This window comes from Rudanella lutea DSM 19387 (assembly GCF_000383955.1).
Taxonomy (GTDB): domain Bacteria; phylum Bacteroidota; class Bacteroidia; order Cytophagales; family Spirosomataceae; genus Rudanella; species Rudanella lutea.
In genome coordinates this window covers 3,487,088-3,512,135 of sequence record NZ_KB913013.1, presented here as the reverse complement: position 1 = coordinate 3,512,135, position 25,048 = coordinate 3,487,088, and the positions used below count along the sequence as shown (strand labels likewise).

Genomic DNA, 25,048 nt, shown 5'->3' with positions numbered 1-25,048 from the left:
ATAGGGTTATCTCCTTCTTGCCAAAAAATAACTTACCGACTGAGCGTGAGGAAGCGGGTGTACTCCCGGCCATCGCTCAACCGAACGGTGTAGAAGTACGTCCCTTCGGGCAAACCCTGCCCTTTGGGGCCCACTCCTCCCTGATTCGAGGTGCCGCTCCAGTCGTTACGGTAGTTGTCGCTGGCATACACCAGGCTCCCCCAACGGTTGTACACTTTCAGCTGAACCGTTGTATTTGTTGGGACTCGACTCACCACAAACTGGTCATTGATCCCATCGCCATTGGGCGAAAAACCTTCGGGAATAAACACGGTGCCCTCAGGCGATACCGACTGAAGCGTAATCACCGTTGGCTCATCGTTATCCGCCGGATTACCGTTGCTATCGGGGTCAGGATTATCGCCATTGGTCGATAAGTCGCGGCACAAAGCGCCGTTTTTATCAACTGCCTGCACCTGTGCCTGATTGCTGAAGGTGAGCGTGCGGGCCTCACCCACATTGAGCCGCACCCGTAGCCTTACCCCCAGTACTCCGCCTGATGGCAAGGTTTGGCCACGAGCCAGCAAGTTGGTGTTGGGCGCAATCCCTGTGTACGTTGGATCGACCCGAAACCCATTAAACTCATTGACCACAACCGCCTTGACCTTAGCACCCGATGCCGTAAAGGCTTCGGCCAGATCGTCGGTTACCTGAATGTTGCTCAGGTCGTACTGCCCCCCATTTTTTACCGTCATGTGGTACGTCAGTTCCACCTCGCCATTTTCGAGCCAAACCGGTTCAAATACTTTTTTGCTCAGGCCTACGATTTCACGCAAGGCATTGTCGGCGCGCGGTACGGCAACGGTCAGGCTTGCCACTGCGCCCACACACGGGCCGCTGCCGTCGGGGTCGGGCGTGGTCAGGGCAAACACAACCGAGCCGCGCTGCCGGTCGGCTTCGGAAAACAAATACCGACTCGGCACCCGTTTGGGGTCTGTCAGCAGGCCGCTACCGGTGGTGCTCCACGTCAGTTCCTCAACATCGCCCCCGATCCGAGCCTGCAATACAACCGATTGGCGCTCGGCATTGAGCGAATCGGTCCAGGCCACTACCCGGGGCGGATTGCTGATACAGGGCGCAATACCATCCTGACAGGGGGTTCGTTCGGCCTGAATGGGCACGGCCCCGCTGAAGCAGCCGTCGTTCGTTTTCAGGTACAGGAAGTACGATCCCGGCCCGGCTGCCATCGGCGATTTCACGTCGGGGCCGTTGGGGTCCTGGGTGTACCGAAACAGCCATTGCCCGGATGGGTTGGCCGAGGGGTCGGCCGGAATGGCCTGTGTTAAGTCAATCGTTTGAAACGGGCAACGGTTCGTAAAGGTCCGCTGCTTTACAATTGGCGTAAACTGGGCAGGCAACACCTGCACGGTTACGGCCTCGGAGCTATCGCTACGCGCACTTCCAACCTGACAAACAGCCCGGTACGTTTGGGTAGCATTCAGATTGCTGGCAATGGTTGCGCCCGACAGCCCGTTCGACCAGCGTACGACACCCAGACAGTTGCTCGCCGTAAGGGTGGTGGTTGTGCCAAAGCAAACGGCCGATTTAGCCGCCGTCACGACTGGCCGGGTGGGCGTAGCTACCAGCAACTGAACTGGTACAGAGCCCACACTGGGGCAGCTATTCACGGTACAGATAGCCCCGCTGAACGTGGTTGTTTCGTTGACCCGGAAGGTCGTGGTAAGCCCGGTTGTGCCGTCGGGCCAGCTCACGGTGCCGGCGCAGCCGCTCGCGGTAAGCGTCACCTGATCGCCCGCTGATACGGGCGAAGCCGAAGGCGTTACCACCGGCGGACGAGGTGTATTGATCCGAATCGTGACCACGTCGGCAAAGCAGCTCAGGCAGCCCTGCGCCGACCGGCAAAGAGCCGTGTAACGCGTATTTTGCGTAGGCTGAACCGTAATTTGCGGGCCTGTTTCGCCGGTACTCCAGATGATGGTGCCGGTGCAGCCCGTTGCCGAAAGCACAGCCGACTCACCCCGGCAAATATCCGTTCGGTCGCTTTTCAGCACGGGTGCTGCCGGGGCTATACAGGCATCTGCCGTTTGGGCGCAGGCACTCGTGGCCAACCGCCCAATCAGGAACGCTGTAAACAACCAGCCTGTCGTGTGTTGACGTAAAGTTGATACCATGCAACGCGGATAATTTTTTCGTCTGCTGTTTATACCTAAAAACAGCTCTATCCACTTGCATTCAGTCGAATATCATGCCAAGGCCTTTATTGGCCTGTTTGCGCCTTTTCTGGCTTATTTTTTTACAGTACGGCCCTTCTCTTTCTGCTCCACTCAAAAACGCCGGGGTTGAACATAAATCATGCCATATTTAATCAACATTATTTCATCTATACACTCCTTTGTCACTTAATCGCATTTAAATATCATGACTACCATCTTCGCCCAGTTTTGGAGCAGGCCATGCCGGTTGAGCAGGCGTTGCCGAAAACTTGATCGGTACCCCAATTGAGGGTACAGAACCTACTACGGGGTGGTGTTCAGTCAGAACCATGTTACGGGCCGTAAGATGTGGGTCGGTAGCCAGATCGGCGAGATCATGTACCGGCGTGATGAGCAGATCATGCTCGGTGCCAAACTGCACCCACTCAGCCTGGGTCCGCTCCAGAAACAGGTCTTGTAACTGATTTTTGTAAGCCACCAGCTCGTCGGGGCTTTGTGGAAGCATGAAGCCCATCCAGTCGGGCTTATTGAGCAGGTTACAGAATTTGAGCCAGAATTTGGGCTCCAGCGCCCCCAGCACCACATACCTGACCCGGCCATCGGGCTCCGGTTTTGTGGGGTACACCCCATAATTGGGCAACCCACCCGACAAAGGCATTTGGCCGCGCTGCGGGTTCATACCGCCCGCAAACAGACTGTAGGCTACCGACAGCAACGGCATGACGGCGTCGGTCATCGATACATCGACGTGCTGCCCCTCGCCCGTGCGCTCGCGGGCGTACACAGCCGCCAAAGTCCCCATCACACAGCCGTACGAGCCCCCCGCAATGTCGGCCAGTTGAACACCGGGCAGTGTCGGCGCTTCGGCAGGGTTGCCAGTGAGACCCAGCACGCCCGATATACCGAGATAATTAAGGTCGTGGCCGGCTAAGCGCGCGTAGGGGCCTGTTTGGCCATACCCGGTAACCGACACATAAATGACCCGGGGGTTGCGGGCGCGGGCGGTGGCGTAACCCAGCCCCAGCCGGTCGAGGTAGCCGGGCCGAAACTGCTCGACCACGACATCGGCCGTGGTGACCAGATCGAGAAACTGCGCCCGGCCTTCGGGAGTCTGGTAATCGAGCAACACACTCTTCTTGGAGCGGTTGTACATCAGGTAGTTGACCGATTCGCCCTCGATGTGGGGCGGAAACATCCGAACGTAGTCGGGGCTATTGGGGTTCTCGATCCGAATCACCTCGGCCCCCATATCGGCCATCAACATGGTACCGAGTGGGCCCGGTAGCAACCGGGTGAGATCAAGAACACGAAGACCCACAAGCGGGCCGGTGGCGGGTTTACGGTCGGTCATGCGATTGGGTATTGGAAACGAAGTGGCCTATCCGCAAAGTTGACGAAAGTTTGTCGGTAATGGAATGCCCCGCCAAATCGGTTGGCGTGCGGGCTCGTGTGGAATTTGGCACGCCAATGCATCTACTGACTGAATGCGTACATTTACCCCGCATCCGGTTGCTTTATAAACTTGCCTGCTGATGTTTCTGAAGCGGTTTCTCCCTTTTCGCTCGCCCTCTTCGCGCCCGCAAACGGATGCCGAGTATGTTGCGACCTACCGCGAATCGGGCGACCTGGAACTGCTAGGTGAGTTGTATGAGCGGCATATGGATCTGGTGTACGCGGTTTGTTTCAAGTACCTGCGCGATGAAGAAGAAAGCCGCGATGCCGTAATGCAGTTGTTTGAGCAACTGATACACGACCTGCGCCGGCATGAGGTAAGTAATTTTAAAAGCTGGCTGCATAGCGTAGCCCGCAACTACTGCCTCATGATACTGCGTAGCCGTAAAACGGCCGTGGTTGAACCCGCCGATGGCCTGCTCCCTACCGACGATGACGAGCGTGCGGGGCAACGGCTGCCTGTTCAACCGGACGATGATGACGATGCGTTTTATCTCGAAGAGAACCTGAACCGCATGAATGGATGCCTGCAAACGCTGCCTCCGCAGCAGCGGCAGTGTATCGAACTGTTTTATTTACAAGAAAAATCATACGTCGAAGTGGCCGAACTGACCGGCTTCGACCTGAAACAGGTGAAGAGCTTCCTGCAAAACGGCCGCCGAAACCTGAAAAACTGCATGAGCCAGTGAACAATCAATTGACTATCGACGAACTGCGCGCTTATCAGGCTGGCCAACTCGACGGCCCGGCCCGGCACCGCGTTGAGCGTTTGCTGCTCGAAGACCCCTTTTATGCCGATGCACTCGAAGGGCTCGAAGCCTTGCAGCGTACCGGTGCCTCACTGCCCCGCCAAACGGCGCAATTACGGCAGGCTCTGCACCAGCGGATCAACGAATCGGCTACCGAGAAACGGCTGTTCCCGCTTTGGGTGACAACCATGGCCGCTTCCATTTTGCTGATGATGGGGGTGGCCCTGTATTTTATTTTCAACACGAAACCGGCTAAAAAGCCCCTTCGTCAACCCGATCAGCACACCGAAGCGGTCGGGGGCCTCCCCGTTGAAATTGGACCCGGCGACTCGGCCGTACAGAAGACCGTAGAGACCGTAGCCGCCCTGGAAGCGCATGCCAACCGCCATACCGACCGGTTTGCCTATTTTTTTGCCACGAACCTGAGCCAGTCGGAAAAAGAAACGTTTGCTGCATATCTGCGGGCTCAGGCATCGGCCGGTTTTCAGGGGCCAATTTCGGTACGTGTCCGCACCCGGGCCGACGGCTCAGTACAACAGGTTGAGGTCGAAGACGGGATCCTCATTGCCGAAAGAGGGAAGAAACCCCGGCGCGACTTCCGGCCCAGCCCCGCCCAGAGAGCCGAAGCGGAGCAATTAGTGCGGCAGTATTCCAACTGGCCCCACAAACGGCAGCTTATTCTGTGGGGGCTGGGATGGCCCCAGCCCGACAAGCCCTGATCCATTACCTAAACTCTTTGCCTGTCAGCTTGTTATCTCCTAAAGCACGTTGCTTGACACCGCGTTAACCATCAGCTATTAGGCTTTCTGCACATAAGATAGCATCTGAAAGCTGTTGACCTACTCTCACCTATACTCCACTATGGCCTGGACCATTATCAGCAGCATCCTGATTTTTTACGGTATTCTGACCGTCGTGAATATTCCGGCTCCATTTATCGGGCTGGAATTTGGTAACGACACTGCGCCCCGGCTGTGGTACCAGCCACCCGGTTACGTAATCCCGATTATTTGGTTTGTCCTGTTTGCGCTCCTCGGCGTGGCTCGGTCTGCTTTACTACCCACGGCGCAGCCTCAGGCACAATGGTGGCTGTTTGCCCTCGCTTTTCTGTGTGCCACCTACGCCTACTACACACTCGGTTTTGCCAAACTGACGCACATCTCAGCTCTCTGGTTTGGGCTCATCGGCAACATTATCGTGATTCTGTTTGCCGGGCTGGTGATTTACCAGCTGTTACCCATCTCGAAACTGGCCGCGTATCTGACCGTACCGGTTATCGTCTGGACGGCTTTCGCCACCCTCATCGTGCTGGGCGAACTCAAAGCCGAACACCTGATCTAACCAAACCTGACCGCCGGTAGTCTCTACCCAGCCTCGCGTCGGATTACCCGTTGCAGGCTGGCAGGCCCCAGGGCTTCGATCTCGGGCAGGCCAGCTTTGTACGATCGGTAGTGGGTGTTGTCAATGCGGGTTGGGTAGGGCTTAAACGTGATGTATCGAAGCGGCTGTTTCCGAAGCCAGAAAGCCCCCTCAAGCAGGGCCACAAACAGGCGGGGCGGCTTCCCGTAGCCAAAGGCCTGCCGTAGTTTTTCGCTGATGAGTGCGGCAAAAGTAGGTTGCACAAGCGGCCGCAGGGGAGCCGGGAACCAATTTTCGACGATCCGGACGGTGGCATCGGCAATGCGCCGGTTCGACTCGGTGTACCGAAAATGAGTGGCCTCGTAGGCATCCGTGAAGGCCCGCAAGCCCTCAATTGTGTCGGGCAGGTTCTGAATATGCATCCGGCGACCTGCTTCCATCCAGAACCGAAACAGAGCCCGTTTCTCGCGGGCGGTGAGCGCGCGCCAGCCGTACTTCGCCAGCCAATCGATAGGGTAAAACACGAACGTAGAGAGTACGAGCAGGTAATCGTCGTTGGCAATGGGATACGCCCCATGAATCCGGTTCATGTGGTCGATGGCCCGGCGGCCCAGCTCGCTGTCGAGCCCCTCCTGCATGAACCACGAGATGAGCAGACTCGTATCGTCGTAACGCTGCTGCCCGCGTCGCTTAAACTCACCCGTACGCGCCAGCAAGCCCGAAATACTCGGGCTGGCGTAGGTATGAAACAGGGCCAGTTCGAGCGCCCGCGTAATGTCGAACGGGAATTCATAGCCTACCAGCAACTGCACCATCCGTTCGTAGTCGTGTTCGGGGTCGAGTTGTTCCAGCTCCTGCCGCACCGCCGGGTTGCGGAACAAGCCCCATTTTTTTGCGTATTCCATACATCAAATCGGTTTTTGGAGAGAGAAAGTCTTTCAGGTGGGTGTAGGACAGGTTTGTTTTTTCGACAGGATGTACAGGATTATTTTTAGGGAAGAAAATCCTGTACATCCTGTAATCCTGTCGAAAAAAAGAACTTACCCTACACCCTTTCAGGTTTTGTACACCCGTTTGTAGCCCACGGCATCAATCACAATTTTGGCGATAATCTCACGCATGATTTCCGACGAGCCACCCGCTATGGTGCCCACGCGGGCGTCGCGGTAGGCCCGACTAATGGGGTAATCGTCCATGTAGCCGTAGCCGCCAAAAAACTGAAGGCAGGTATCCACTACCCGTTTCTGCATTTCGGAGGTGTAGAGTTTTGCCATAGAGCATTCTTTTACCACCACTTCGCCCTGTGTGTAGAGCCAGCAGGTGTGGTACACAAACTGCCGGGCCATCTCGATTTCGGTAGCCACGTCGGCTATTTTGTGCCGAATGGCCTGAAATGCCCCGATAGGCTTTCCGAAAGCCTCCCGCTCCTGTATGTATTGCAACGTCCACGAAAGGGCCAGATCAGCCCCCGACACCGCCATGATGGCCGCCACGAGCCGCTCCAGTTGCAGGCTCTCCATGAGGTAGTAAAAGCCCATGTTTTCCTGCCCGATGAGGTTGGTAACGGGCACACGCACCTCATCAAAACGAATTTCGGCCGTGTCCGACGAGTGCCAGCCCATTTTGTTCAGCTTGGTGCGGGTAATGCCGGGGCTGTCCAGATCGACCACAATCAGGCTCAGTCCATTTTGGGCCGCCCCCTCGGTATTGGTGCGGGCCGTGAGCGTGACAAAATCGCCGTAGGTGCCGTTGCTGATAAACGTTTTGGCCCCACTGATAACGTATTCTTCGGCCCCCGTATCGGCATTGACTTGTCGGCGGGCGACCGTCCGGATAGCCGACACATCGGAACCAGCATCGGGCTCAGTAATGGCAAGGGCGGCTACTTTCTGACCCGCAATGGCCGGCACGAGGTATTTTTCTTTCAGTGCCGGGCTCCCGGCCTTAGCCAGATGATTCACGGCCATGTACTCGTGTACACTCACGGCCGTTGTAAACCCACCCATGCCACAACGGGCCAATTCTTCCAGAAAAACAACCGAGTACCAGAAGTCGGCGTCGGAGCCCCCGTAGGCTTCGGGGTATGGCAAGCCCAGATACCCAAGTTGACCCATTCGCTCAAAAATGGAGAGCGGAATACGCCGGGCGGTCTCCCAAGCCTCGGTATTGGGTACTACTTCGGTCTGAATAAACTGCCGAACGCTCTGCCGAAACAGGTCGTGATCGTCGGAAAAATAAAGGGAGGGGCGCTTCATAGTCTGTTAATGCAATTTCTTCGTAGTGTTGTACAACCGTCAAAAGTACGCCCCCCGGACCGTTCAAGAAAGTGAAGGGCCAAAATCAAACATTCATCTTGTGGGCTCGTTTACCCCGCAGTAACACATTCAAATTCACTATGCAAAAGATTGCTTTTTTTCAACGCACATTACTCACGTTATCGCTCATAATCATTGCCTTAGCTACTGCCAATGCTCAAACGCGTCAGCGGTGGAGCCTCGGGCCACGGCTGGGCCTGAATCTGTCGAAATTTAGTGGCGACGTGATAATTCCGAATAATCAGGTTTCAGACACCAAATTTCTACCCGGTTTTTCGGCTGGTTTAGGAGCCATGTACAGCGACATCAGCCATTTTGGTTTTGCGATCGACGCCCTCTATTCACAACGCGGTGCCCGCTACACCAACGGTAACTCGCGCCAGCGGATCAACTATATCGAGATCACGCCCACGGCCCGCTATTTCCTGAACGATGGCGGTAATTTCCGGCCTAACATTCTGCTCGGACCATCCGTTAATTTCCGGACGGGCGCCAATTTTGACCCGACGCAGGGTTCTCCGGCCGATAAGTTCGACAATATCAACTCAACCCGGCCTTATGACATTGGCATTACGGCGGGCTTGCAACTCAACTTCCGGGTGCGGAACCGCGAGCGGTTTATCATCGACACGCGCTTTACGCAGGGCCTGACCGATGTGATGACCACACCCGGCGTTACGCGCAACCAAACGATCACAATCGGACTGGGTTACAACTTCGGCGTAGGCCGTAACTACAACCCCGGCGATCAGAAATTGCCCTTGCGCCGGTAAGCGTCGATTCAATCTGCATTTCGCTTAAAAAGGGCCGCTCCTATCAGGATGCGGCCCTTTTTTGGTATCTGTATTAAACCAACGTGAATTATGGATGACGCAGGCCTCTACTACCTGATTTACAATTAGTTGCTGACGCAAAGGCCTTCGACAGGCTCAGGCTGACGGGCAGCTCACAAATTTGAGGTCAGCCTGAGCCTGTCGAAGGCCTTTGCGTCAGCCATTTTCCATAACTCACGTTAAACCAATTGTCAGAATAATCGGGGATCAGGGTAACTAAACGAGTATCCCGTCTGAGCAATCAGTTTGGCCGACGAAACCAGTTTGAAGGGCAACGGAGACTCTGGCTCAACCAGCTGCGGCAAGGCATAGCCGTGTTTTTGGCAACTAGCCGCATATACCTCGGCGCGGGTCGGGTGCTGCGGAGCTACCACATTGTACACGCCCGTAAGCCCCTGCTCGAGCACGGCTACCAGCAACCCCACGGCATCATCGCGGTGTATGTAGTTGACCCGCACAGCCCCACTATCGACCGTACGACCCGCTACGTATTTACCCGCCTGTCGCTCGTAGCCCATGAGGCCCCCACAGCGCAGGATGGTGACCTGGAAAGAATCGGTCTGGAGCGATTGCCAGATCTGCTCGGCCTGCAACAGCGCCGGAGCCGCCGATTCGTCGGGGGTTTGTACATCCGTTTCGACTACCTCCCGATTCAGCTCGGGGTACACCGAAGTTGAACTGACATAAAGCACCCACCGCACGGCTGATGCCGCGACGGCATCAGCCAGGTGCCGCATCTGTTCCGGGTGGAACGCATCACCCATTTTGCCGGCTTTGGGCGGCACATTCACCACCAGCACATCGGCTTCCAGCAAGTAGGACAAGTTACCCTTCGGCGCTGGTTCGAGCGCCATAACCACGGCATCGTACCCGCTACGCTGTAGCGAAGACTCTTTTTCGGGGGTACTGGTACTGCCTTTTACCGAATAGCCTTTTTGCAACAGAGCCTGCGCCAATGGCAAACCCAGCCACCCTAAGCCGATAATACTGATTCGCGGGGTGTTCGTCATCTTTAGCTGTTTGATTAGTGGGGGCACTTTCGGTACAGTGGAGTAATGCTCCCAGAACAAAACACAAAAGTCCTCTTCTGTGCTAAACAAACAAAGCCGTGCCGGGAGTTTTCCGGCACGGCTTTGTGCTACCCGAACGAACAAAGGCCCGTTCGGTTTAGGCTTCTCTTAGCGAGGATGCGAGAACGTCAGCGTCTCTTTCCAGGTAGTCCGAACGTTGGGGGCAGCGGCTACCACGCTTGGCTGAACCATGAAGTAGTTCAGGCTGATGGTTTTTGCCGCTGGGTCGTATTTGTTGGCACCCGATGGATCCAGACGACCCGAACGGGTGTTACCCGCGGGCTGACCGTAGAAGTTAGTGATCGCTACAACCTTGTCCGTAGCCGGGTCAAATTCAACCACCGCACCGAAGCTGCCGTAGTAGCTGATACCGGTACCTGTCCAGAACACGTGTGCCGGAGCGCCGATGCCATACTCCCGGTCAACGATGGCGCACTTGGTGGCCGAGATCGTTTCGAGCGAGTACTCCAGCGGCTGACCTACTTCGGTCAGGTGCTTAAAGGCAGCGTTCGTTACGTCGACCATCGTTCCTTTCACGGTATAAACGCCGTCGTACTTGTTCTTGGCGTTTACGCTCAGCAGAATCGTGCCGAAGTTACCGCTAACGGTACCTGTTGAGGCCGATTTGATCTGAAGCGGCAGCACGTAGTTCTTGCTGAAATCGAAGTTGTTGCTTTTGAACTTCAGCACGACATCGGCCGTACGCTCGCCTTTCCGAATCGTTGCCGATGTAGGAAGGGTGTACAACGAAGCCGGAATCAGTTCATACGCCGTGCTTTGTTCGGTGTTGTACTGCTTAATGGCCGGCTCGTCGATACCGAGTGTTACGGCGATATCTTCGGGAGCCACCTGCGCGCCCGAATAGCTTACCGTAACGGTGTAGCTATTTTCGGGGGCCAAATCAAACGCCTTGGTGTACAGGGCATACTTGCTACCGTACGGCGACACAAAACTCGACGGATTCTTGAACTCAATCACGTTGGTCGACTTGTCGGGGTCCAGCGTGATGGTGTCCTTCAAACATGACGTCAGGACCATTCCCAACGCAAAAACTAAAAGTATATTGAAATATTTTTTCATGAGTCAGATCAATTGGGGTCCCAGAAAATCAGATCGCCAAATACGTTGATTGCCTTGTAGTTAGCCGAGTTGTACGACTGTTCCGACGATGGGTACAGTACGCGGGTTGGCAGCTTATCGGGCCGTGATGAGTTCGACTTGTTCGAAGCAATGTTGGTGTATCCGTTTCCAGCCGGGTTAGTTTTTGGGTAACCCGTCCGACGGTATTCGTTCCAGCCTTCTTCTGAGTTGATCATCGCCACCGCAATGTACTTCTGGGTGATGATAGCCTCCAGCTTCTGCTCATTGGTAGTCGCCAGGCTAAAGTTTACAAGGTAGCTGGCCGCGTTGTCTGATTTGTACTTGGCTACGTCGGTTGCTACGTTCTTGTTCGATGCCACCACGTTGGTTACGTCCTTATACAGGTACGTGTACGAATCGGTGATACCTTGATTGAAGGGTACCGCCGGATCGCCCGCCAGCAGGCCTTTCAACCGGCCTTCAGCCTGCAAAAAGCTCGACTCAGCGGCCAGCATCAGAACCTGTCCCTGCGAGGGGCCTTTCAGTACGCCCAGAGCGTTGCTGATGCTCGATGCGCTGCTAAACGTACCCGTGTACCAGGTTGAGTAGTTGGTAATAACCGTCGGCGCGTTCGACTCGTTGCCCAACTGGTTGATCGGCGTAGCCGGGTTGCTCACCCCAAAGTTTTTGAAGATCACGCTACCCCGGCCCGGATCGGTCAGTTTCTGACCGTTGTAGAAGCCGTACACATACTGGGTTGAAATCCGCGACGAGTTAGCCAGCGTACCCGTAGTTGAGTAACCAAACGTGTTCCACGATGGGTTTGGCTTGTCTTTCACATAACCGGGGTTCACAATAGCATCAGCTGCCAGGAAACCCAGGTTCTTATCCAGGGCCGCTGCCTTTGAGGTCACAAACGACGACAACGCAGCAACGCCCGACATCCGAATCAGAATGCGCAGCTTAATGGTATTGGCAAACTGCTTCCAGCGGGTCATATCGCCACCAAACAGGGGGTCCGACGACGAGTTGAGACCCAGCGGGAACTTCGCATTGTTGATCGTTGCAATGGCCTGATCGAGTTGGTTGATCAGATCCTGATACACCGCCGAACCCGAGTCATACTTCGGAGCCAGGTTACCGTTGCCTTTCAGAGCCTCGCTGTACGGAACGTCGTTGAAGGCGTCGACCAGACGCTGGTAGCTCAGGGCCGTCATGATACGAGCCGCAGCGTTGTAATACGCCTGATCGTCTTTACCGTCGGTTTGCTCCAGTACATACTTGTAATCCTGGAGGTTATCGTAGGTATTCGTCCACAGGAAGTTATAATCACCCGGTACAAGGTTGTAGTTCAGCAGGTTGCCAAAACCGGAGAAACCACCGGCATTGGCGATGTAGCCACCGAAGTGAGCTCCGTAGTTGAAGTTGAACTGCGACGTAATAGCAGCTGTACCAACAATAGCCTGAGGCAACACGAGTTGTGCCGAAGCGCTGGTAGCCTGGTTGGGGTTGGTGTTAACGTCCAGATACTTTTCGCAGGAAGTAGCGAAGAAGGTGGTGAGCGTCAACAACAAATAGATATGTATTTTTTTCATTGGTCGTCAATTAGAACGTGAAGGATACCGTACCACCCATGTAACGGGCTGGCGGAGTCTGACCCAGGTTGGTTACCCCAACGGCGTTGCTGTCAGCACCATTGGCACTGTACTCTGGATCGGTGTAAAGGTTCGACTTGGGAACCCAGATAAACAGGTTACGGCCCTGAGCGCTAATCGTTGCTCCCTTCACGAAGCGTGATTTAGCCAGCAGCGTAGCCGGAACGTCGTACGAAAGCGCTACTTCGCGCAGCTTCCAGAAACCAGCCGAGTTGGTGTAGTTCTCACCAATACCCGTGTTGCGGGTTCCGTCGGTCCAGAAGTCAGCACCACCGCTGCGTACAGCAATATTGGTGTTGGCAACGTACGAACCATCGGCCTGCTTGATCGATGAGTTCGGGATTACGAAACGATCGCGGTTGAACCAGGTAGTACGGATACCAGCCCCTGAGAAATCGTAACCCGTCGATACAGCATTGTAGATGTAGTGACCGTTGCGGTATTCGAACAGGGTCGTGAAGCGGAAGCTCTTGTATTTCACCAGTGAGTTCAGACCCACAATGTGCGGAGGAGTCGTGATACCTACGTTGGTGAACGAACCGTCGCTGGCTGGGTAGCCCGTGATCGGGTCAACAATGATCCGGCCCTGTGGGTCACGGTTGTAGCGGGTTACCTGGAGCAGCGGGAACGGCTCGCCTACTTTCGCCAAAACGCGTGAAGCCGTACCAACCGTCGACAGAATCAACTGATCCGACTGGTCTGACAACGAAATTACTTTGTTACGGTTCAGGGTGTAGTTACCACCCAACGTTACTTCCAGACCGCTTGAGGTACGGATTGGCGTAATGCTCAGCGTCGACTCAAGACCCCGGTTTTCAACTTCACCCACGTTGGTGAGCAAGTTGCTGAACCCGCTTGCGGTAGAAACCAGTACCGAAATCGTCTGATCAACCGTGCTGGTCTTGTACGCCGTGATGCTACCCGTTACGCGGTATTTACGCAGTTCGAAATCGAGACCACCTTCGATACCCGTCGTGATTTCGGGGTTGATGTTCGGTGATACCAGGCGGTTGCCTACCGTGAAACCAGCACCGCTGGCGTACGGATAGCCATAAGCCTGACCAAATGTGGTGTTCAGCGAGTAAGCACCGCCGGGGTTACCACCGATGTTTACCTGACCTACCTGTGAGTAACCGCCCCGAATCTTGAGGCTTTGCAGCCAATCGTTAGACTGGAGAGCTGGGAATGCGTCGGTTACGATAAACGAGAAGTTAGCCGAGGGGTAGAAGAACGATTGGTTACCCTTCGCCAGTACCGAACGCCAGTCATTCCGGCCCGTTACGTTAATGTACAGGTAATCGCGGAAGCCCAACTGAGCCGAACCGTAGACACCGGCTTGCCGGGTCTGGTAGTTAGCCTCGCCGGCGCCGGGGTTGTTCAAGCTGTTACCTACGTTGAACAGACCGTCAATTACGAGGCCGTTGGCGCTCACCGATACATCTTTATTTGTGTTGTCGCGCAATGATGCACCACCTACCAGATCCAGTGAGAAATTCTGGTTGAGCTTCGTCTTGTAGTTCGCAATCAGGTCATTCACCAGCTGCGTCGAGAAACCGCTGTAGTCCGAAACGCCACCGGCAATGTCGGTCTTCGAGCTACCCGAAATACTCTTAGTGTAGTCCGAGTAGATGAACTTACCCGTTGAGCCCTTCGATGAGTTGTTGCGGGTGCTGATACCAACCCGGTACGTCAGAGCCAGATTCTTGATCGGCGTGAACCGCAGTTCGAGGTTACCCTGGAAATAGTCGTTACGGGTCAGGCTGCGGTTATTAGACAGCGTGAAGTACGGGTTGGGGTAGTACTCGTTGAAGTAGCCGTTCGGGTTAGCAAACGGATCGGTCCGCCAGTTTTCGTACTTCGTTACATCCACCTGTGCAGGCGACATGAGTAGGTGCTCGTAAGCCGCGCCCGTTGCGCTGCTGATGTCGTATCGGTTGGCAATGAAGTTCGTGTTGAAAATAGCCGTCAGGTTTTTGTGGATCTGACGTGTGCTGTTGGCCCGCACGCTGTACCGCTGATACTTGTCATAAGGCACGGTCGACTGCTGTGTAAAGTACTGACCTGATACAAAGTAGGTCGACTTATCGTCGCCCGACGAAATGCTGAAGTCCGTTTGATTCTGCACGCCGGTCTTCCAGAATTTCTCCCGCGAGTACTTAGGATCGTAGGTCGTTTCCTGAATAGAGCCATCCTGCAGCGGCTTACCAATCTGAACCATGCTTCCGTTGAAAGCCGGGCCATACTGCTGGTTCTCGTACGGCGTGTACGTAGGCACATCGTCCGGGGTAGTACCTGAGCCAAACTGCGTTTGCAGCTGGGGCAGGTAGCTTACGCGCTCAAACGTAGTGGTGTTCGACAGTTTCACCTGCGTTACGCCAGCCTTTCCTTTTTTCGTGGTCACGATCAAGGCGCCGTTCGACGCATCAGAACCGTAAAGAGCAGCAGCACCCGCACCGTTGAGTACCTGAATATCTTCAATATCTTCGGGATTGAGGTTGCCTAAAATGCTGTTTGGTGAGATGATGTTGTCGATGATAATAAGGGCCTGGTTGTTACCAGTCAATGAGCGGTTACCCCGCAAAACCAGACGATAGTTCGGGTTAACCCCGCTGCTTACCGCCGTAATAACCAGACCGGGCACTTTACCCGACAAACCAGCCGCGATGTTCGATGACTTACCCTGGGTGATTTCCTGCGACTTGATGGTTGTCGCCTGGTTACCCAACTCGCGGCGCTGAGCGGTCAAACCACCGGCCGTTACAACGACTTCGTTCAACTGACGCGAATCCGTTGCCAGCACGACGTTGATAACGCCGGAAGCCGGAATATCGAGCCGCTTGCTGAGGAAGCCTACGAACGAGAAGTTCAGCGTACGCGTGCCTGCCGGTACATTCAACGAGAATGCTCCCTTCGCATCGGTCAGCGTACCCACGTTGGCCAGCCCTGGAATGCTAACGGTTACCCCGGGCAATGCAGAGCCATCTTCTTCAGACGTTACCTTACCGGTAACGCGTCGGTCTTGTGCCCACGACGGCCCACTCAGCACGCCCATAAGCAACAGACAAAGCAGTAGAATTTTTTGCATGTTGATAGATTAAGAAACGAAAAAATAATTTGTGTACTACCGACAAATGTATGCATACATTCTGCCAATTCAAACAATTTGCAATTGTAACTTACCGGTAACAAACACCATAAATAGCCCAGAAAAAAGCTTTTTTATTGAATTTTCCTAAGAAAAACGTATATAAGACCGTGCAGAAAACCAATTTTTTTGGACGTTTTTTGAAAATTTAATTTTTAGGAAATACACAAAAAAAGCGGACAAAAGCCCGCTTTTTCTAAAACATTCATTAGGGTAAGTTAGTTACCAGACCTTTATCCGCTGATCGGCCGGCTTGTACATTTTGTCGCCCGGCTGCACGTTGAATGCCTTGTACCAGGCATCGATATTAGCTACCGGTCCGTTACAACGGTACTGCCCCGGAGAGTGCGGATCCGTCAGAATTAACTGCGCCTGCGTCTCGGGCAGTACATTGGCCCGCCAGATTTGCGCCCACGACAGGAAGAAACGCTGATCGGGTGTGAAACCGTCGATCAAGGCTTTGCTTTTACCCTGCTTCGTTTTCTTGAACGCATCGTAGGCAATGGCCAGGCCACCCAGATCGGCCAGGTTTTCGCCCAGCGTCAGCTGACCGTTTACCTTGAGCGAGTCGAGAACTTTGAAGCCAAAAAACTGCTCCTTCACCTGATCGGCCCGCTGCTTGAAGTTAGCCGCATCTTCTTTCGTCCACCAATCGCGTAGCATACCGTCGGCATCATACTGCCGGCCCGAATCATCGAAACCGTGGGTCATTTCATGCCCGATTACAGCCCCGATACCACCGTAATTGATGGCATCGTCGGCTTCAAAATCGAAGAAAGGGAATTGCAGAATAGCCGCCGGGAACGCGATCTCGTTGTTTACGGGATTGTAGTAGGCATTTACGGTCGGCGGTGTCATACCCCACTCCGTTTTGTCGATGGGCTTACCCAGCCGGTTGATCATGTAGTTGTACGACCACTTGCTTGCCGATTTTACGTTGCCGTAGAAGTCATCGCGCCGGATGGTTACGCCATCGTAGTTTTTCCACTTATCGGGGTATCCAATCTTGCGCTTAAACGAGGTCAGCTTGTTCAGCGCCCGCTTTTTGGTATCAGCGCTCATCCACTCCAATCCGTTGATATGCTCTTTGTACGAAGCCTCCAGGTTATCAACCAGCACGAGCATCCGCTGCTTGGCTTCGGGCTTAAAGTACTGCTGTACGTACAACTGCCCCAGCAAGTCGCCCAGCGTCCCGTCGATCAGGCTGCTCATCCGCTGCCAGCGTGGGGTTTGCTCTTTCTGACCGGTCAGCACGCGGCTAAAGGCGAAGTTCTGCTTCACGAACGGCTCACTCAGATATGGGGCCGAGCTTTTCAGCAGATTCCAGCGCATATAGGTCTTGATATCTTCTACAGGCGTTGCCGTAAGGAGACTATCTGCCGACCGTAAAAACGACGGGTTCTGTACCAGCACGGTATCCTGATTCCGTACGCCCATTTTCTCCATCAGGCTAGCCCAGGGCATACCGGGCGTTTGCTTGGTGAGGTCAGTTACGGTCAGTTTGTTGTAGGTTTTGTACGGGTCGCGCATTTCCACCCGCGACATCTGCGCCCGCGCCAGCGCGGTTTCGAGTCGCATAACCAGATCAGCGTTTTGCGAAGCCCGGCTGGGTTCTTCGCCAATCAGGCCAAACATCTTGGTCAGGTGATCGCGATAAGCTTCGCGGATCTTCTGACTGCGCGGGTCGTTTTTGAGGTAATAGTCACGGTCGGGCAGCGTAGTTCCACCCTGCGAGAGCTGGGGCAGGTACTTGCTCACGTTTTTACGATCCTGTGCCACAAAAAAGCCGTGCAGCATACCATTGCCCTGCGTCCGCTGATACGCCATTTCGTTCAGCACATCCGCCTTGTTCTTTACCGCATCAATGCGGGCGAGGTCGGCCTTGATGGGGTCAAAGCCTTTTTTGTCGATGGACACGCTATCCATCCCGCTCGAATAGAAATCACCCACCATCTGGTACAGGCGGCCCCGGTTGGTGCTTTTGGTGGCGTCTTCGAGCAGGGTTTTCATGGCCTGCAAGCTTTTTTCGCGCAGTTCGTCGAAGCTACCCCAGCGGGTTTTCGACGCCGGGATCGTGTTTTTCTTCAGCCACTCTCCATTAGCGTAGCGGTAAAAATCATCGCCGGGTTTTACGGCCAGATCCATGTTCTGGCGGTCAATAAAAGGACCCTTTGCCGTTCCGGGCTTGGGGGCTTTAGCCGATGCGGGCTTGTTTGTGGGGGGTGTTGCTGCCATCAGGCCGGCCGAGAGGGCCACCGCTGATAGTAAAGCAATTCGTTTGTTCATGAGATAATTGGGAATTGGACTATTAAGGAGACAAATTTAACGCATTAGTAGCTCAATTCCAGCGTACCCGGCGTCGGCTCCGCACCTGATTGCCGCAACTCGTTATACGCACAAAACGGTCCCCCTCACCCTTAGGAAATCTCCATATACCGCTGCCGGAGATTATGCAAAAACCACGACCCGACGGCCACCCCCACGCAACTCACGCCCACCAGCCACAGGAGGCCCAGCGGACTCATGTACGAGAACGACCGCTGATTAAACGCAGCCACCCAAACCACAAGCATCAGAAACGCCCCAATACCGAGCAGCAGGGCATTCAGCAACGACAATCGGTAGCTCTGCCGGAGGTCGTACGCGCCGTAGTACTTGTTGCGGAACTCAAACACGATGTCGTCGAGGGTCGCACCCCGCATGGCATCAAGGTCCATAGCGGTTTGGTAGGTTTGGTTGAGGTAATGCACGGCTGTATGGCTGGCTTCGAGCAGTACTTTGTCAAAAGCAGCCTCGAAGGGCAACCCAATCCACATGTAGTGTTCTACTTCACAAATGAGGTGATCGAGCAGTTCGTACAGCAGGGCGTCGGAAGCCCCTTGCCGGATTAGGTGGTCGTGCAATTGTTTGATCTGGGCAGTCGAGAGCTTTTGCATACTATACAGGATTGAAGTGGATTACATGCCGGGGGCCAACGAAGGAGGAGGCAACAGCAGTATGCGCATAGCCTCCATAAATTGTTCGAAATCAGATACTTTTTGTACAGCCACCTGGCTGCCACCGGGCGTAAGCGAGTAGTACTTGCGCAACCGCCCCTCTACTTCCTGCGACTCCGTAACGAGCAGCCCCTCCTGTTCGAGTTTGTGCAAAACAGGGTACAGGGCCCCAAACGTCAGGGTAATTTGCCCCCGGGTACGCTCCTTTACGGCCTGCGTGATCTCGTAGCCGTACATTCTCCCCTGCTCGGCCAACAATTTCAGGACAATCGTTTTGAGCGTTCCCCGCAAAAATTCATTGGCTGATGGTTCCATAGTGCTAAATTCTTGTATCAAATATATATAAGAAAACTATATATCCAACAACAAGCAAAAAAAATCCGCTCCATTACCTGGAGCGGATCGAATAAAGTAGCATTAACCAGCAAGCCGTCAGGCGATTGTCTATTTACTGCCCGGCCGACGGGTTAGGTAATTTAGCCTGAAACTCTTTCACATAGGTACCGGCTTTGTACTGGTCAAACGACTCTTTGGTGTGAAAATCACCGGCAAAGTACGTCGTAATCTGGTGAAACATCCGGGGTTCCAGATAGCCCGGTACCGGCTGAATAAGTTCCATTTTTTCGTTCAGGTACACGGTAGTTGGGTAGCTCATTTTACCCTGCAACATGGCCGCGGCCAACTCGTGTACGTTACCCAATGATTTGTACGTACGGCCCCCGAGAGTAATATCTTCTTTACCTTCGGCATCGAGTTTTACGGAGTAGTAATTCTCGTTCATGAAATCAACGATGTACGGATTGGTAAACGTATTCCGATCCATGACCTTGCACCAGCCGCACCAGTCGGTGTACACGTCCACAAATATTTTCTTCGGCTTCTTCTGCGTAGCGGCAAAAGCCTCCTGAATGGTCATCCACTTAATTTTTTTATCACCGGGTTTCAGTTCCCCGATCGCCGTGGTAAAGCCAACACCGGCTATGCCGATGCATACGGTCAACAGGAGGGTAAGAAGCGTTTTCATGCTTTATTCGCGTTAGCTAACTCGTTCGTTCACAACAAATATAACAGACTCACCGGGGCAAAACGTATGCCAGCGATGTTCTTTTTGGGGATTAAACAACGCAAAATGGCCTCCGTTTGGTCCTAACCCATCGGTTCTGTTACTGACCCATTCGCCAAAATGCGTAGTTTAGCCTGCCGGGGCGCCCTTCTCCCCATACAACAATCTTGCCCAACCCAAATCCTTATCAAATGAAACGTCTGATTCTGATTCACGGCTACCTCGAAGATCCGGGTATTTTTGATCCCCTCGCTCCGTTGCTCATGCCTGCCTATTTTGTGCCGGTCGACCTGAAAGACGAGTTTGCCCGCTGGCAACCCAAAGGACCGATCAACGCCCGGCAACTGGCACAGTACCTCACGGATTATTATGAGATTACAGCCGACGACGTGTTGATTGGTCACTCAATGGGCGGCTGGATTGCCGTGAACATCAAGCAACTAACCGGAGCCACTACGGTGCAGCTTGGCTCCTGGACGAGTCAGAAGAAGATCAATTTTCCGGTCACCAATCTCCGGCTCCTGCGCCTGATGCTCTACGGCGGTATTACCCAAAGCAACTGGCTGATGGCGTTCTTTAAAAAGCAGTACCCGTTTGCCGAATCCAGATCGCTGTACAATCAACTCGTCGACGGTGGTCGGCAGCAAGATCGGGACTACGTGTACCAGCAGCAGATGACCCTGTTTGGCAAGGTACCCCCGCTCACGGTACAGCCCGACCTCCGGATTCACGCCCGCCCCGACAGCATCGTGTTTCCGCCCGACGAGCCCTTTGTTGAGGTGCCCGGCGACCATTTCAGCCTGTATTTTCACCCGGAGCGCGTTGCCCAGCCGATTCTGGAGCTGTTGGCTCAAAAAGCCTCTCCCGTAAACACATAGAATCCCGGTCCCTCGCGGGTGAAACCCACATCGAACCGCAGAAAGATGTCTTTCTTCGGAAACAGGAAATACCGTAATCCGGCTCCACCGGCGGGCAACAGCTTTCGTACATCCAGTTGCGCGGGTGTGGGCGCTACGGTACCCACGCTCGCGAACACCGCCCCCCCCAATCGCTTGCTGAACGGAAACGGCAAAAACCGGTATTCCAGCTGCGTGGCTACATACGCCCGGTCGCGGAACCGGCCGGGGTAGTACCCACGCATGATGGTTTCGCTCCCCAGCAAGGCCAGCTGGTTGAACGGCACCGTGCCCGACATAAACTGCCCGAACCCCTGCCATGCCAGCACCTGCGTGGCATTGATAGTCCGGTAGTAGCGCAGGTCGAAGTTGGTATTCTGAAACCGGAAGGTACTACCCCAGGCCGGGTTATAATCGAGGTAGGCTAACTCGCCAAAAAATCCCCGGCGGGCATTGAGCGCATTTTTGCGGCTGTCGTATACCACACCCGCCCCCAATCCCAGATTGGCAGACCCTCGCGCGCCCGTTGGCAACGGAAACGGGTTTCTGTCGGGCTGTTCAAACGACACCCGACTGAGGGCCTGATAATCGACCTGAAGGCCCGCAAACAGATTTTTGCCAATACCTTTCAGCGCCCGCTGCCGAACCTGAATCGAAAGAGCATCGACCGTAGCCGGAGCTGCGGGGCTCGCTTCCGGCCCAATGCCATAATACAACAGTGGAAACCGTTGCAGCCGCGTGCGGCCAATAAAAAGCCAGCGGTCGCGGTGGCCATACAAAGCATTATCGATGTTGAACCCGTACTGACCGCGCAGGGTCACAAACGTAAAGGCATTGATCTCGCTCAGTCGGTTGGCTTTATAGTCGCCCCGGGCGTGGTAGAGATACAGGGTGGATACGCCCAGTTCGAGGCTGGTTTCGGGTGCGTAGGTAGCCGTCGGATACACCAGAAAGCGGGGCTTCTCGGGCGCGGTGGTATCGTTGGTAAATTTGCCCAGATACCGGCCCAGCAACGTATGCGGTTTCACCACCTGCGCGTTTGCCTGGGTACCAACAACGGTAAGCCACAGCAGGAACAGAAAAATTCGGAAAGAACAGCGTAGAGGTCGTGGTATCATTTCATCTGTTTTAACGCCCAAATACCCGGTCTGGTTATGTACGTACCCTAACCAAAATGCCATTCCCCAACAAAAAAGCGTCATTGTGCCGGGAAGAATCAAAATCTGAACGAAATTCGCCCCGCGAACGCTTTATAAATGAATGGTTTCCCACTTGATGAGAGGCCATCGAACATACGACTATTACCCTATGCAAGAATACGACGTTATCTTTATCGGCGCCGGACCGGGTGGTTACACGGGCGCTATTCGTTGTGCTCAATTGGGCCTCAAAACGGCCATTATTGAAAAATACAACACCCTCGGCGGCACCTGCCTCAACGTTGGCTGTATTCCATCGAAGGCCCTGCTCGACTCATCGGAGCACTACTACAATGCCAGCCATACCTTTGCCGAACACGGTATTAAGCTCGATAATCTGGCCGTGGATCTGGGGCAGATGATCAAGCGCAAGCAGGAGGTTGTCGATCAGACCACGAAGGGCATCGTTTTTCTGATGAAGAAAAACAAGATCGACACGTACTTCGGTCTGGGCTCATTTGTAGACGCTAACACCGTTAAAATTGCCAGGAACGAAGGGGGCGAAGAAACCATCAAAGGCAAGAACATCGTCATCTCGACCGGCTCGAAGCCTATGGCGTTCCCATCGATGCCACTCGACAAGGAGCGTATTATTACCTCGACCGAAGCCCTTAAGCTGAGCGAAGTTCCCAAACACCTGATTATTATCGGGGCGGGCGTAATCGGGGCCGAGTTGGGGTCGGTGTACGCCCGTTTGGGTGCAAAAGTGTCGTTTGTCGAGTTTGCGGATTCAATGATCCCGACCATGGACAAAACCATGGGTAAGGAACTGCAAAAGGCCGTTAAAAAACTGGGCGCCGACTTCTATTTCAACCACAAGGTAACCTCGGTAGTACGCAATGGCGATGAGGTGACTGTAAACATCGACACCCCCAAGGGCGAGCAAATGACGCTCACGGGCGACTATTGCCTTGTTTCGGTAGGTCGGAAACCATACACCGAAGGCCTGAATCTGGAAGCGGCCGGTCTGAAAACCGACAACCGGGGCAAGATTGAAGTCGACGATAACCTCCGCACGGCCGTACCGCACATCTTCGCTCTGGGCGACGTGATTCGGGGGGCTATGCTGGCGCACAAAGCCGAAGAAGAAGGCGTATTTATTGCCGAAACCATTGCCGGTCAGAAACCGCACATCCACTACCGGCTCATCCCGAACGTGGTGTACACCTGGCCTGAAGTAGCCGCCGTAGGTTACACCGAAGAAGAACTGAAGGAATTAGGCAAATCGTACAAAACCGGGTCGTTTCCGTTTAAGGCGTTGGGCCGCGCCCGCGCCAGTATGGACATCGACGGGCTGGTAAAAGTATTGGCCGACAAAGAAACCGACGAGATTCTGGGCGTTCATATCATTGGTCCCCGCGCTGCCGACATGATTGCCGAAGCCGTAGTAGCTCTTGAGTACCGGGCCTCAGCCGAAGACATCTCGCGCATGTCGCACGCCCACCCGACCTACACCGAGGCCTTCAAAGAGGCTTGTTTGGCCGCTACCGGCAACCGGGCTATTAATATGTAAAAGAGGAGAAAGGAAAATGGAGGAAGGGAGAAGGGTCGCAAGTGTGCCGTTCTCCCTTCCTCCATTTTCCTTTCCTCCTTCCTCCGCCTTCTCTACACACTTCCGAAACGGGCGTACGCCTGTCGTTCGAGTTCTTCGCGATGATCGGGGTGGGCAATCTGAATAAGTGCCCGCGCCCGTTGCCGCAGGTTTTGCCCATACAGATTAGCAATACCGTACTCAGTCACAATGTAGTGTACGTGTGCGCGAGTGGTAGTCACGCCCGCCCCTTCTTTCAAAAACGGCACAATCTTGCTGAGTCCTTTGCTCGTGACCGAGGGCAGCGCAATAATCGGTTTACCTCCTTCCGAAAGCGACGCCCCCCGCACAAAATCCATCTGCCCGCCCACGCCTGAGTATTGCATGGTTCCGATGGTATCGGCACACACCTGACCGGTCAGGTCGACTTCGATGGCGCTGTTGATAGCGGTCATTTTAGGGTTACGCCGGATATTGACCGTATCGTTGGTATAATTGGCCTGCTTCATCACCACGGCCGGGTTGTCGTTGATAAAATCGTACACCCGCTGCGTTCCCATGACAAAACTCGATACAATTCGGTGAGGCAATACCGCTTTGTGCTCACCCGTGATAACCCCACGCTCAACCAGATCGATTACCCCATCGGAGAACATTTCGGTATGAATACCCAGCCCCTTGTGGTAAATCAGCTCGGCTAAGGTTGCGTTGGGAATCCCCCCGATACCGAGTTGCAGCGTAGCGCCGTCTTCCACCAAACTGGCTACGTGTTGCCCAATTTTGTGGTCAGTTTCGTCGATCGTACCGGGGTGAACTTCGTAAATAGGCTCATCGACCTCAATGGCGGCATGAATCATCGACGCCGGAATCATACCGTCTCCGTGCGTACGAGGCACGCGGGGGTTTACCTGCGCAATCACGTACTTGGCCGCCCGGATGGCCGACAGCGACACATCGACCGAGGGCCCAAGCGAGCAGTACCCGTGCTGATCGGGGGGCGAAACCTGAATCAGAGCCACATCAACCGGCAAGATCCGGCGCGAAAACAGTAGCGGCACCTCACTCAGAAACACCGGCACGTAATCGCCGATTCCCTGCGCCAGTTGCTTGCGCATGTTAGCTCCAATAAAAAAGGAATTGGGCTTAAAGCTTTGTTGCAGGTTAGCGTCGAGGTAAGGCAGGGGGCCTTCGGTATGAATATGACAAATTTCAACATCGCGCAGACGGTCGGCCTGCGCCACCATCGCATTGATGAGAGCATGGGGGGTTTGCGCCACGCTGTGCACAAATACCCGGTTGCCCGACTGAATAACCGACACGGCCTGTTCGGCCGGAACAATCGTGAGTAATGAGGCCAAATTAGAGTTGGTTTTACAATACCAGGGCTAAACTACGGCTGATACGTTTATAATCAGCGAGCGAACGATTTGTTCGGCCCTGGGGTCAAACAAACCGTTCGCTCATGCTGGAAGGAGTACCTCGGAGGTTTTAG

20 protein-coding genes are annotated in these 25,048 nt (G+C 54.4%); 6 read left to right on the top strand and 14 right to left on the bottom strand.

The genetic code is table 11. The features are described 5' to 3' along the window. Positions 1 to 32 precede the first annotated feature (32 nt). Both RUDLU_RS27480 and RUDLU_RS0114460 read right to left on the bottom strand, forming a co-directional pair. Positions 33 to 2,171 carry a T9SS type B sorting domain-containing protein gene (locus tag RUDLU_RS27480; protein ID WP_019989109.1) on the bottom strand — a complete coding sequence of 713 codons (2,139 nt, stop codon included), beginning with the start codon at positions 2,169 to 2,171 and terminating at the stop codon, positions 33 to 35. 238 nt (positions 2,172 to 2,409) lie between these two features. Beyond that, positions 2,410 to 3,564: a CaiB/BaiF CoA transferase family protein gene (locus RUDLU_RS0114460; RefSeq protein WP_019989108.1), complete on the bottom strand. Its 1,155-nt coding sequence runs from the start codon at positions 3,562 to 3,564 to the stop codon at positions 2,410 to 2,412. Between the two features lie 181 nt (positions 3,565 to 3,745). Between RUDLU_RS0114460 and RUDLU_RS0114455 the strand changes: the two genes are divergently transcribed. From RUDLU_RS0114455 to RUDLU_RS0114445, 3 genes are all read left to right on the top strand, one after another. Then, positions 3,746 to 4,354 carry an RNA polymerase sigma factor gene (locus tag RUDLU_RS0114455; protein WP_019989107.1) on the top strand — a complete coding sequence of 203 codons (609 nt, stop codon included), beginning with the start codon at positions 3,746 to 3,748 and terminating at the stop codon, positions 4,352 to 4,354. Continuing rightward, a complete protein-coding gene (locus tag RUDLU_RS30150) occupies positions 4,351 to 5,133 on the top strand; it encodes an anti-sigma factor (RefSeq protein WP_019989106.1) in 783 nt (260 codons plus the stop codon). The genes RUDLU_RS0114455 and RUDLU_RS30150 overlap by 4 nt, the downstream gene beginning before the upstream one ends. A gap of 142 nt (positions 5,134 to 5,275) precedes the next feature. Beyond that, positions 5,276 to 5,755 (top strand): tryptophan-rich sensory protein, encoded by a 480-nt coding sequence (locus RUDLU_RS0114445; RefSeq protein WP_019989105.1) that lies wholly within the window; start codon positions 5,276 to 5,278, stop codon positions 5,753 to 5,755. 23 nt (positions 5,756 to 5,778) lie between these two features. Here the strand turns inward: RUDLU_RS0114445 and RUDLU_RS0114440 are convergent, their stop codons facing one another. Both RUDLU_RS0114440 and RUDLU_RS0114435 read right to left on the bottom strand, forming a co-directional pair. After that, positions 5,779 to 6,678: an oxygenase MpaB family protein gene (locus RUDLU_RS0114440; protein WP_019989104.1), complete on the bottom strand. Its 900-nt coding sequence runs from the start codon at positions 6,676 to 6,678 to the stop codon at positions 5,779 to 5,781. Positions 6,679 to 6,828: 150 nt separating this feature from the next. Beyond that, positions 6,829 to 8,028 carry an acyl-CoA dehydrogenase family protein gene (locus tag RUDLU_RS0114435; protein WP_019989103.1) on the bottom strand — a complete coding sequence of 400 codons (1,200 nt, stop codon included), beginning with the start codon at positions 8,026 to 8,028 and terminating at the stop codon, positions 6,829 to 6,831. A gap of 140 nt (positions 8,029 to 8,168) precedes the next feature. On the opposite strand from RUDLU_RS0114435, the gene RUDLU_RS27470 reads away from it, so the two are divergent. Continuing rightward, positions 8,169 to 8,861 (top strand): porin family protein, encoded by a 693-nt coding sequence (locus tag RUDLU_RS27470; protein WP_019989102.1) that lies wholly within the window; start codon positions 8,169 to 8,171, stop codon positions 8,859 to 8,861. A gap of 251 nt (positions 8,862 to 9,112) precedes the next feature. On the opposite strand, the gene RUDLU_RS0114425 is transcribed toward RUDLU_RS27470, so the two are convergent. The 8 genes from RUDLU_RS0114425 to RUDLU_RS0114390 all read right to left on the bottom strand — a co-directional run bounded on the left by RUDLU_RS0114425 (position 9,113) and on the right by RUDLU_RS0114390 (position 19,891). After that, positions 9,113 to 9,931: an SDR family oxidoreductase gene (locus RUDLU_RS0114425; protein WP_019989101.1), complete on the bottom strand. Its 819-nt coding sequence runs from the start codon at positions 9,929 to 9,931 to the stop codon at positions 9,113 to 9,115. 168 nt (positions 9,932 to 10,099) lie between these two features. Continuing rightward, complete coding sequence (locus RUDLU_RS0114420; RefSeq protein ID WP_169578044.1) at positions 10,100 to 11,011, bottom strand: DUF1735 domain-containing protein; 912 nt, start codon at positions 11,009 to 11,011, stop codon at positions 10,100 to 10,102. A gap of 68 nt (positions 11,012 to 11,079) precedes the next feature. After that, positions 11,080 to 12,666 (bottom strand): SusD/RagB family nutrient-binding outer membrane lipoprotein, encoded by a 1,587-nt coding sequence (locus tag RUDLU_RS0114415; protein WP_019989099.1) that lies wholly within the window; start codon positions 12,664 to 12,666, stop codon positions 11,080 to 11,082. A 10-nt stretch (positions 12,667 to 12,676) separates the two neighbouring features. After that, entirely contained in the window at positions 12,677 to 15,811 is a 3,135-nt protein-coding gene (locus tag RUDLU_RS0114410; protein ID WP_027303071.1) for a SusC/RagA family TonB-linked outer membrane protein, read from the bottom strand. Positions 15,812 to 16,093: 282 nt separating this feature from the next. Then, entirely contained in the window at positions 16,094 to 18,157 is a 2,064-nt protein-coding gene (locus tag RUDLU_RS0114405) for a M13 family metallopeptidase (protein ID WP_019989097.1), read from the bottom strand. 131 nt (positions 18,158 to 18,288) lie between these two features. After that, the gene (locus tag RUDLU_RS0114400; protein ID WP_019989096.1) at positions 18,289 to 18,807 is read right to left on the bottom strand and encodes a hypothetical protein; all 519 of its coding nucleotides are present in this window, start codon (positions 18,805 to 18,807) and stop codon (positions 18,289 to 18,291) included. A gap of 21 nt (positions 18,808 to 18,828) precedes the next feature. Further along, positions 18,829 to 19,182: a PadR family transcriptional regulator gene (locus tag RUDLU_RS0114395; RefSeq protein WP_019989095.1), complete on the bottom strand. Its 354-nt coding sequence runs from the start codon at positions 19,180 to 19,182 to the stop codon at positions 18,829 to 18,831. Positions 19,183 to 19,315: 133 nt separating this feature from the next. Next, positions 19,316 to 19,891 (bottom strand): thioredoxin family protein, encoded by a 576-nt coding sequence (locus RUDLU_RS0114390; RefSeq protein WP_019989094.1) that lies wholly within the window; start codon positions 19,889 to 19,891, stop codon positions 19,316 to 19,318. Positions 19,892 to 20,121: 230 nt separating this feature from the next. Here RUDLU_RS0114390 and RUDLU_RS0114385 point away from each other — a divergent pair, with 230 nt between their 5' ends. Continuing rightward, the gene (locus RUDLU_RS0114385) at positions 20,122 to 20,808 is read left to right on the top strand and encodes an alpha/beta fold hydrolase (RefSeq protein WP_019989093.1); all 687 of its coding nucleotides are present in this window, start codon (positions 20,122 to 20,124) and stop codon (positions 20,806 to 20,808) included. On the opposite strand, the gene RUDLU_RS0114380 is transcribed toward RUDLU_RS0114385, so the two are convergent. Then, complete coding sequence (locus tag RUDLU_RS0114380) at positions 20,781 to 21,944, bottom strand: BamA/TamA family outer membrane protein (protein WP_019989092.1); 1,164 nt, start codon at positions 21,942 to 21,944, stop codon at positions 20,781 to 20,783. The two genes, RUDLU_RS0114385 and RUDLU_RS0114380, sit on opposite strands and share 28 nt — an antisense overlap. A 190-nt stretch (positions 21,945 to 22,134) precedes the next feature. Here RUDLU_RS0114380 and lpdA point away from each other — a divergent pair, with 190 nt between their 5' ends. Next, on the top strand, positions 22,135 to 23,538 hold the full coding sequence (gene lpdA / locus RUDLU_RS0114375) for a dihydrolipoyl dehydrogenase (protein ID WP_019989091.1): 1,404 nt from the start codon (positions 22,135 to 22,137) through the stop codon (positions 23,536 to 23,538). A 92-nt stretch (positions 23,539 to 23,630) separates the two neighbouring features. Here the strand turns inward: lpdA and RUDLU_RS0114370 are convergent, their stop codons facing one another. Then, positions 23,631 to 24,914, bottom strand: coding sequence for an acetyl-CoA hydrolase/transferase family protein (locus RUDLU_RS0114370; RefSeq protein ID WP_019989090.1), 1,284 nt, complete (start codon positions 24,912 to 24,914; stop codon positions 23,631 to 23,633). Between the last annotated feature and the right edge of the window lie 134 nt (positions 24,915 to 25,048).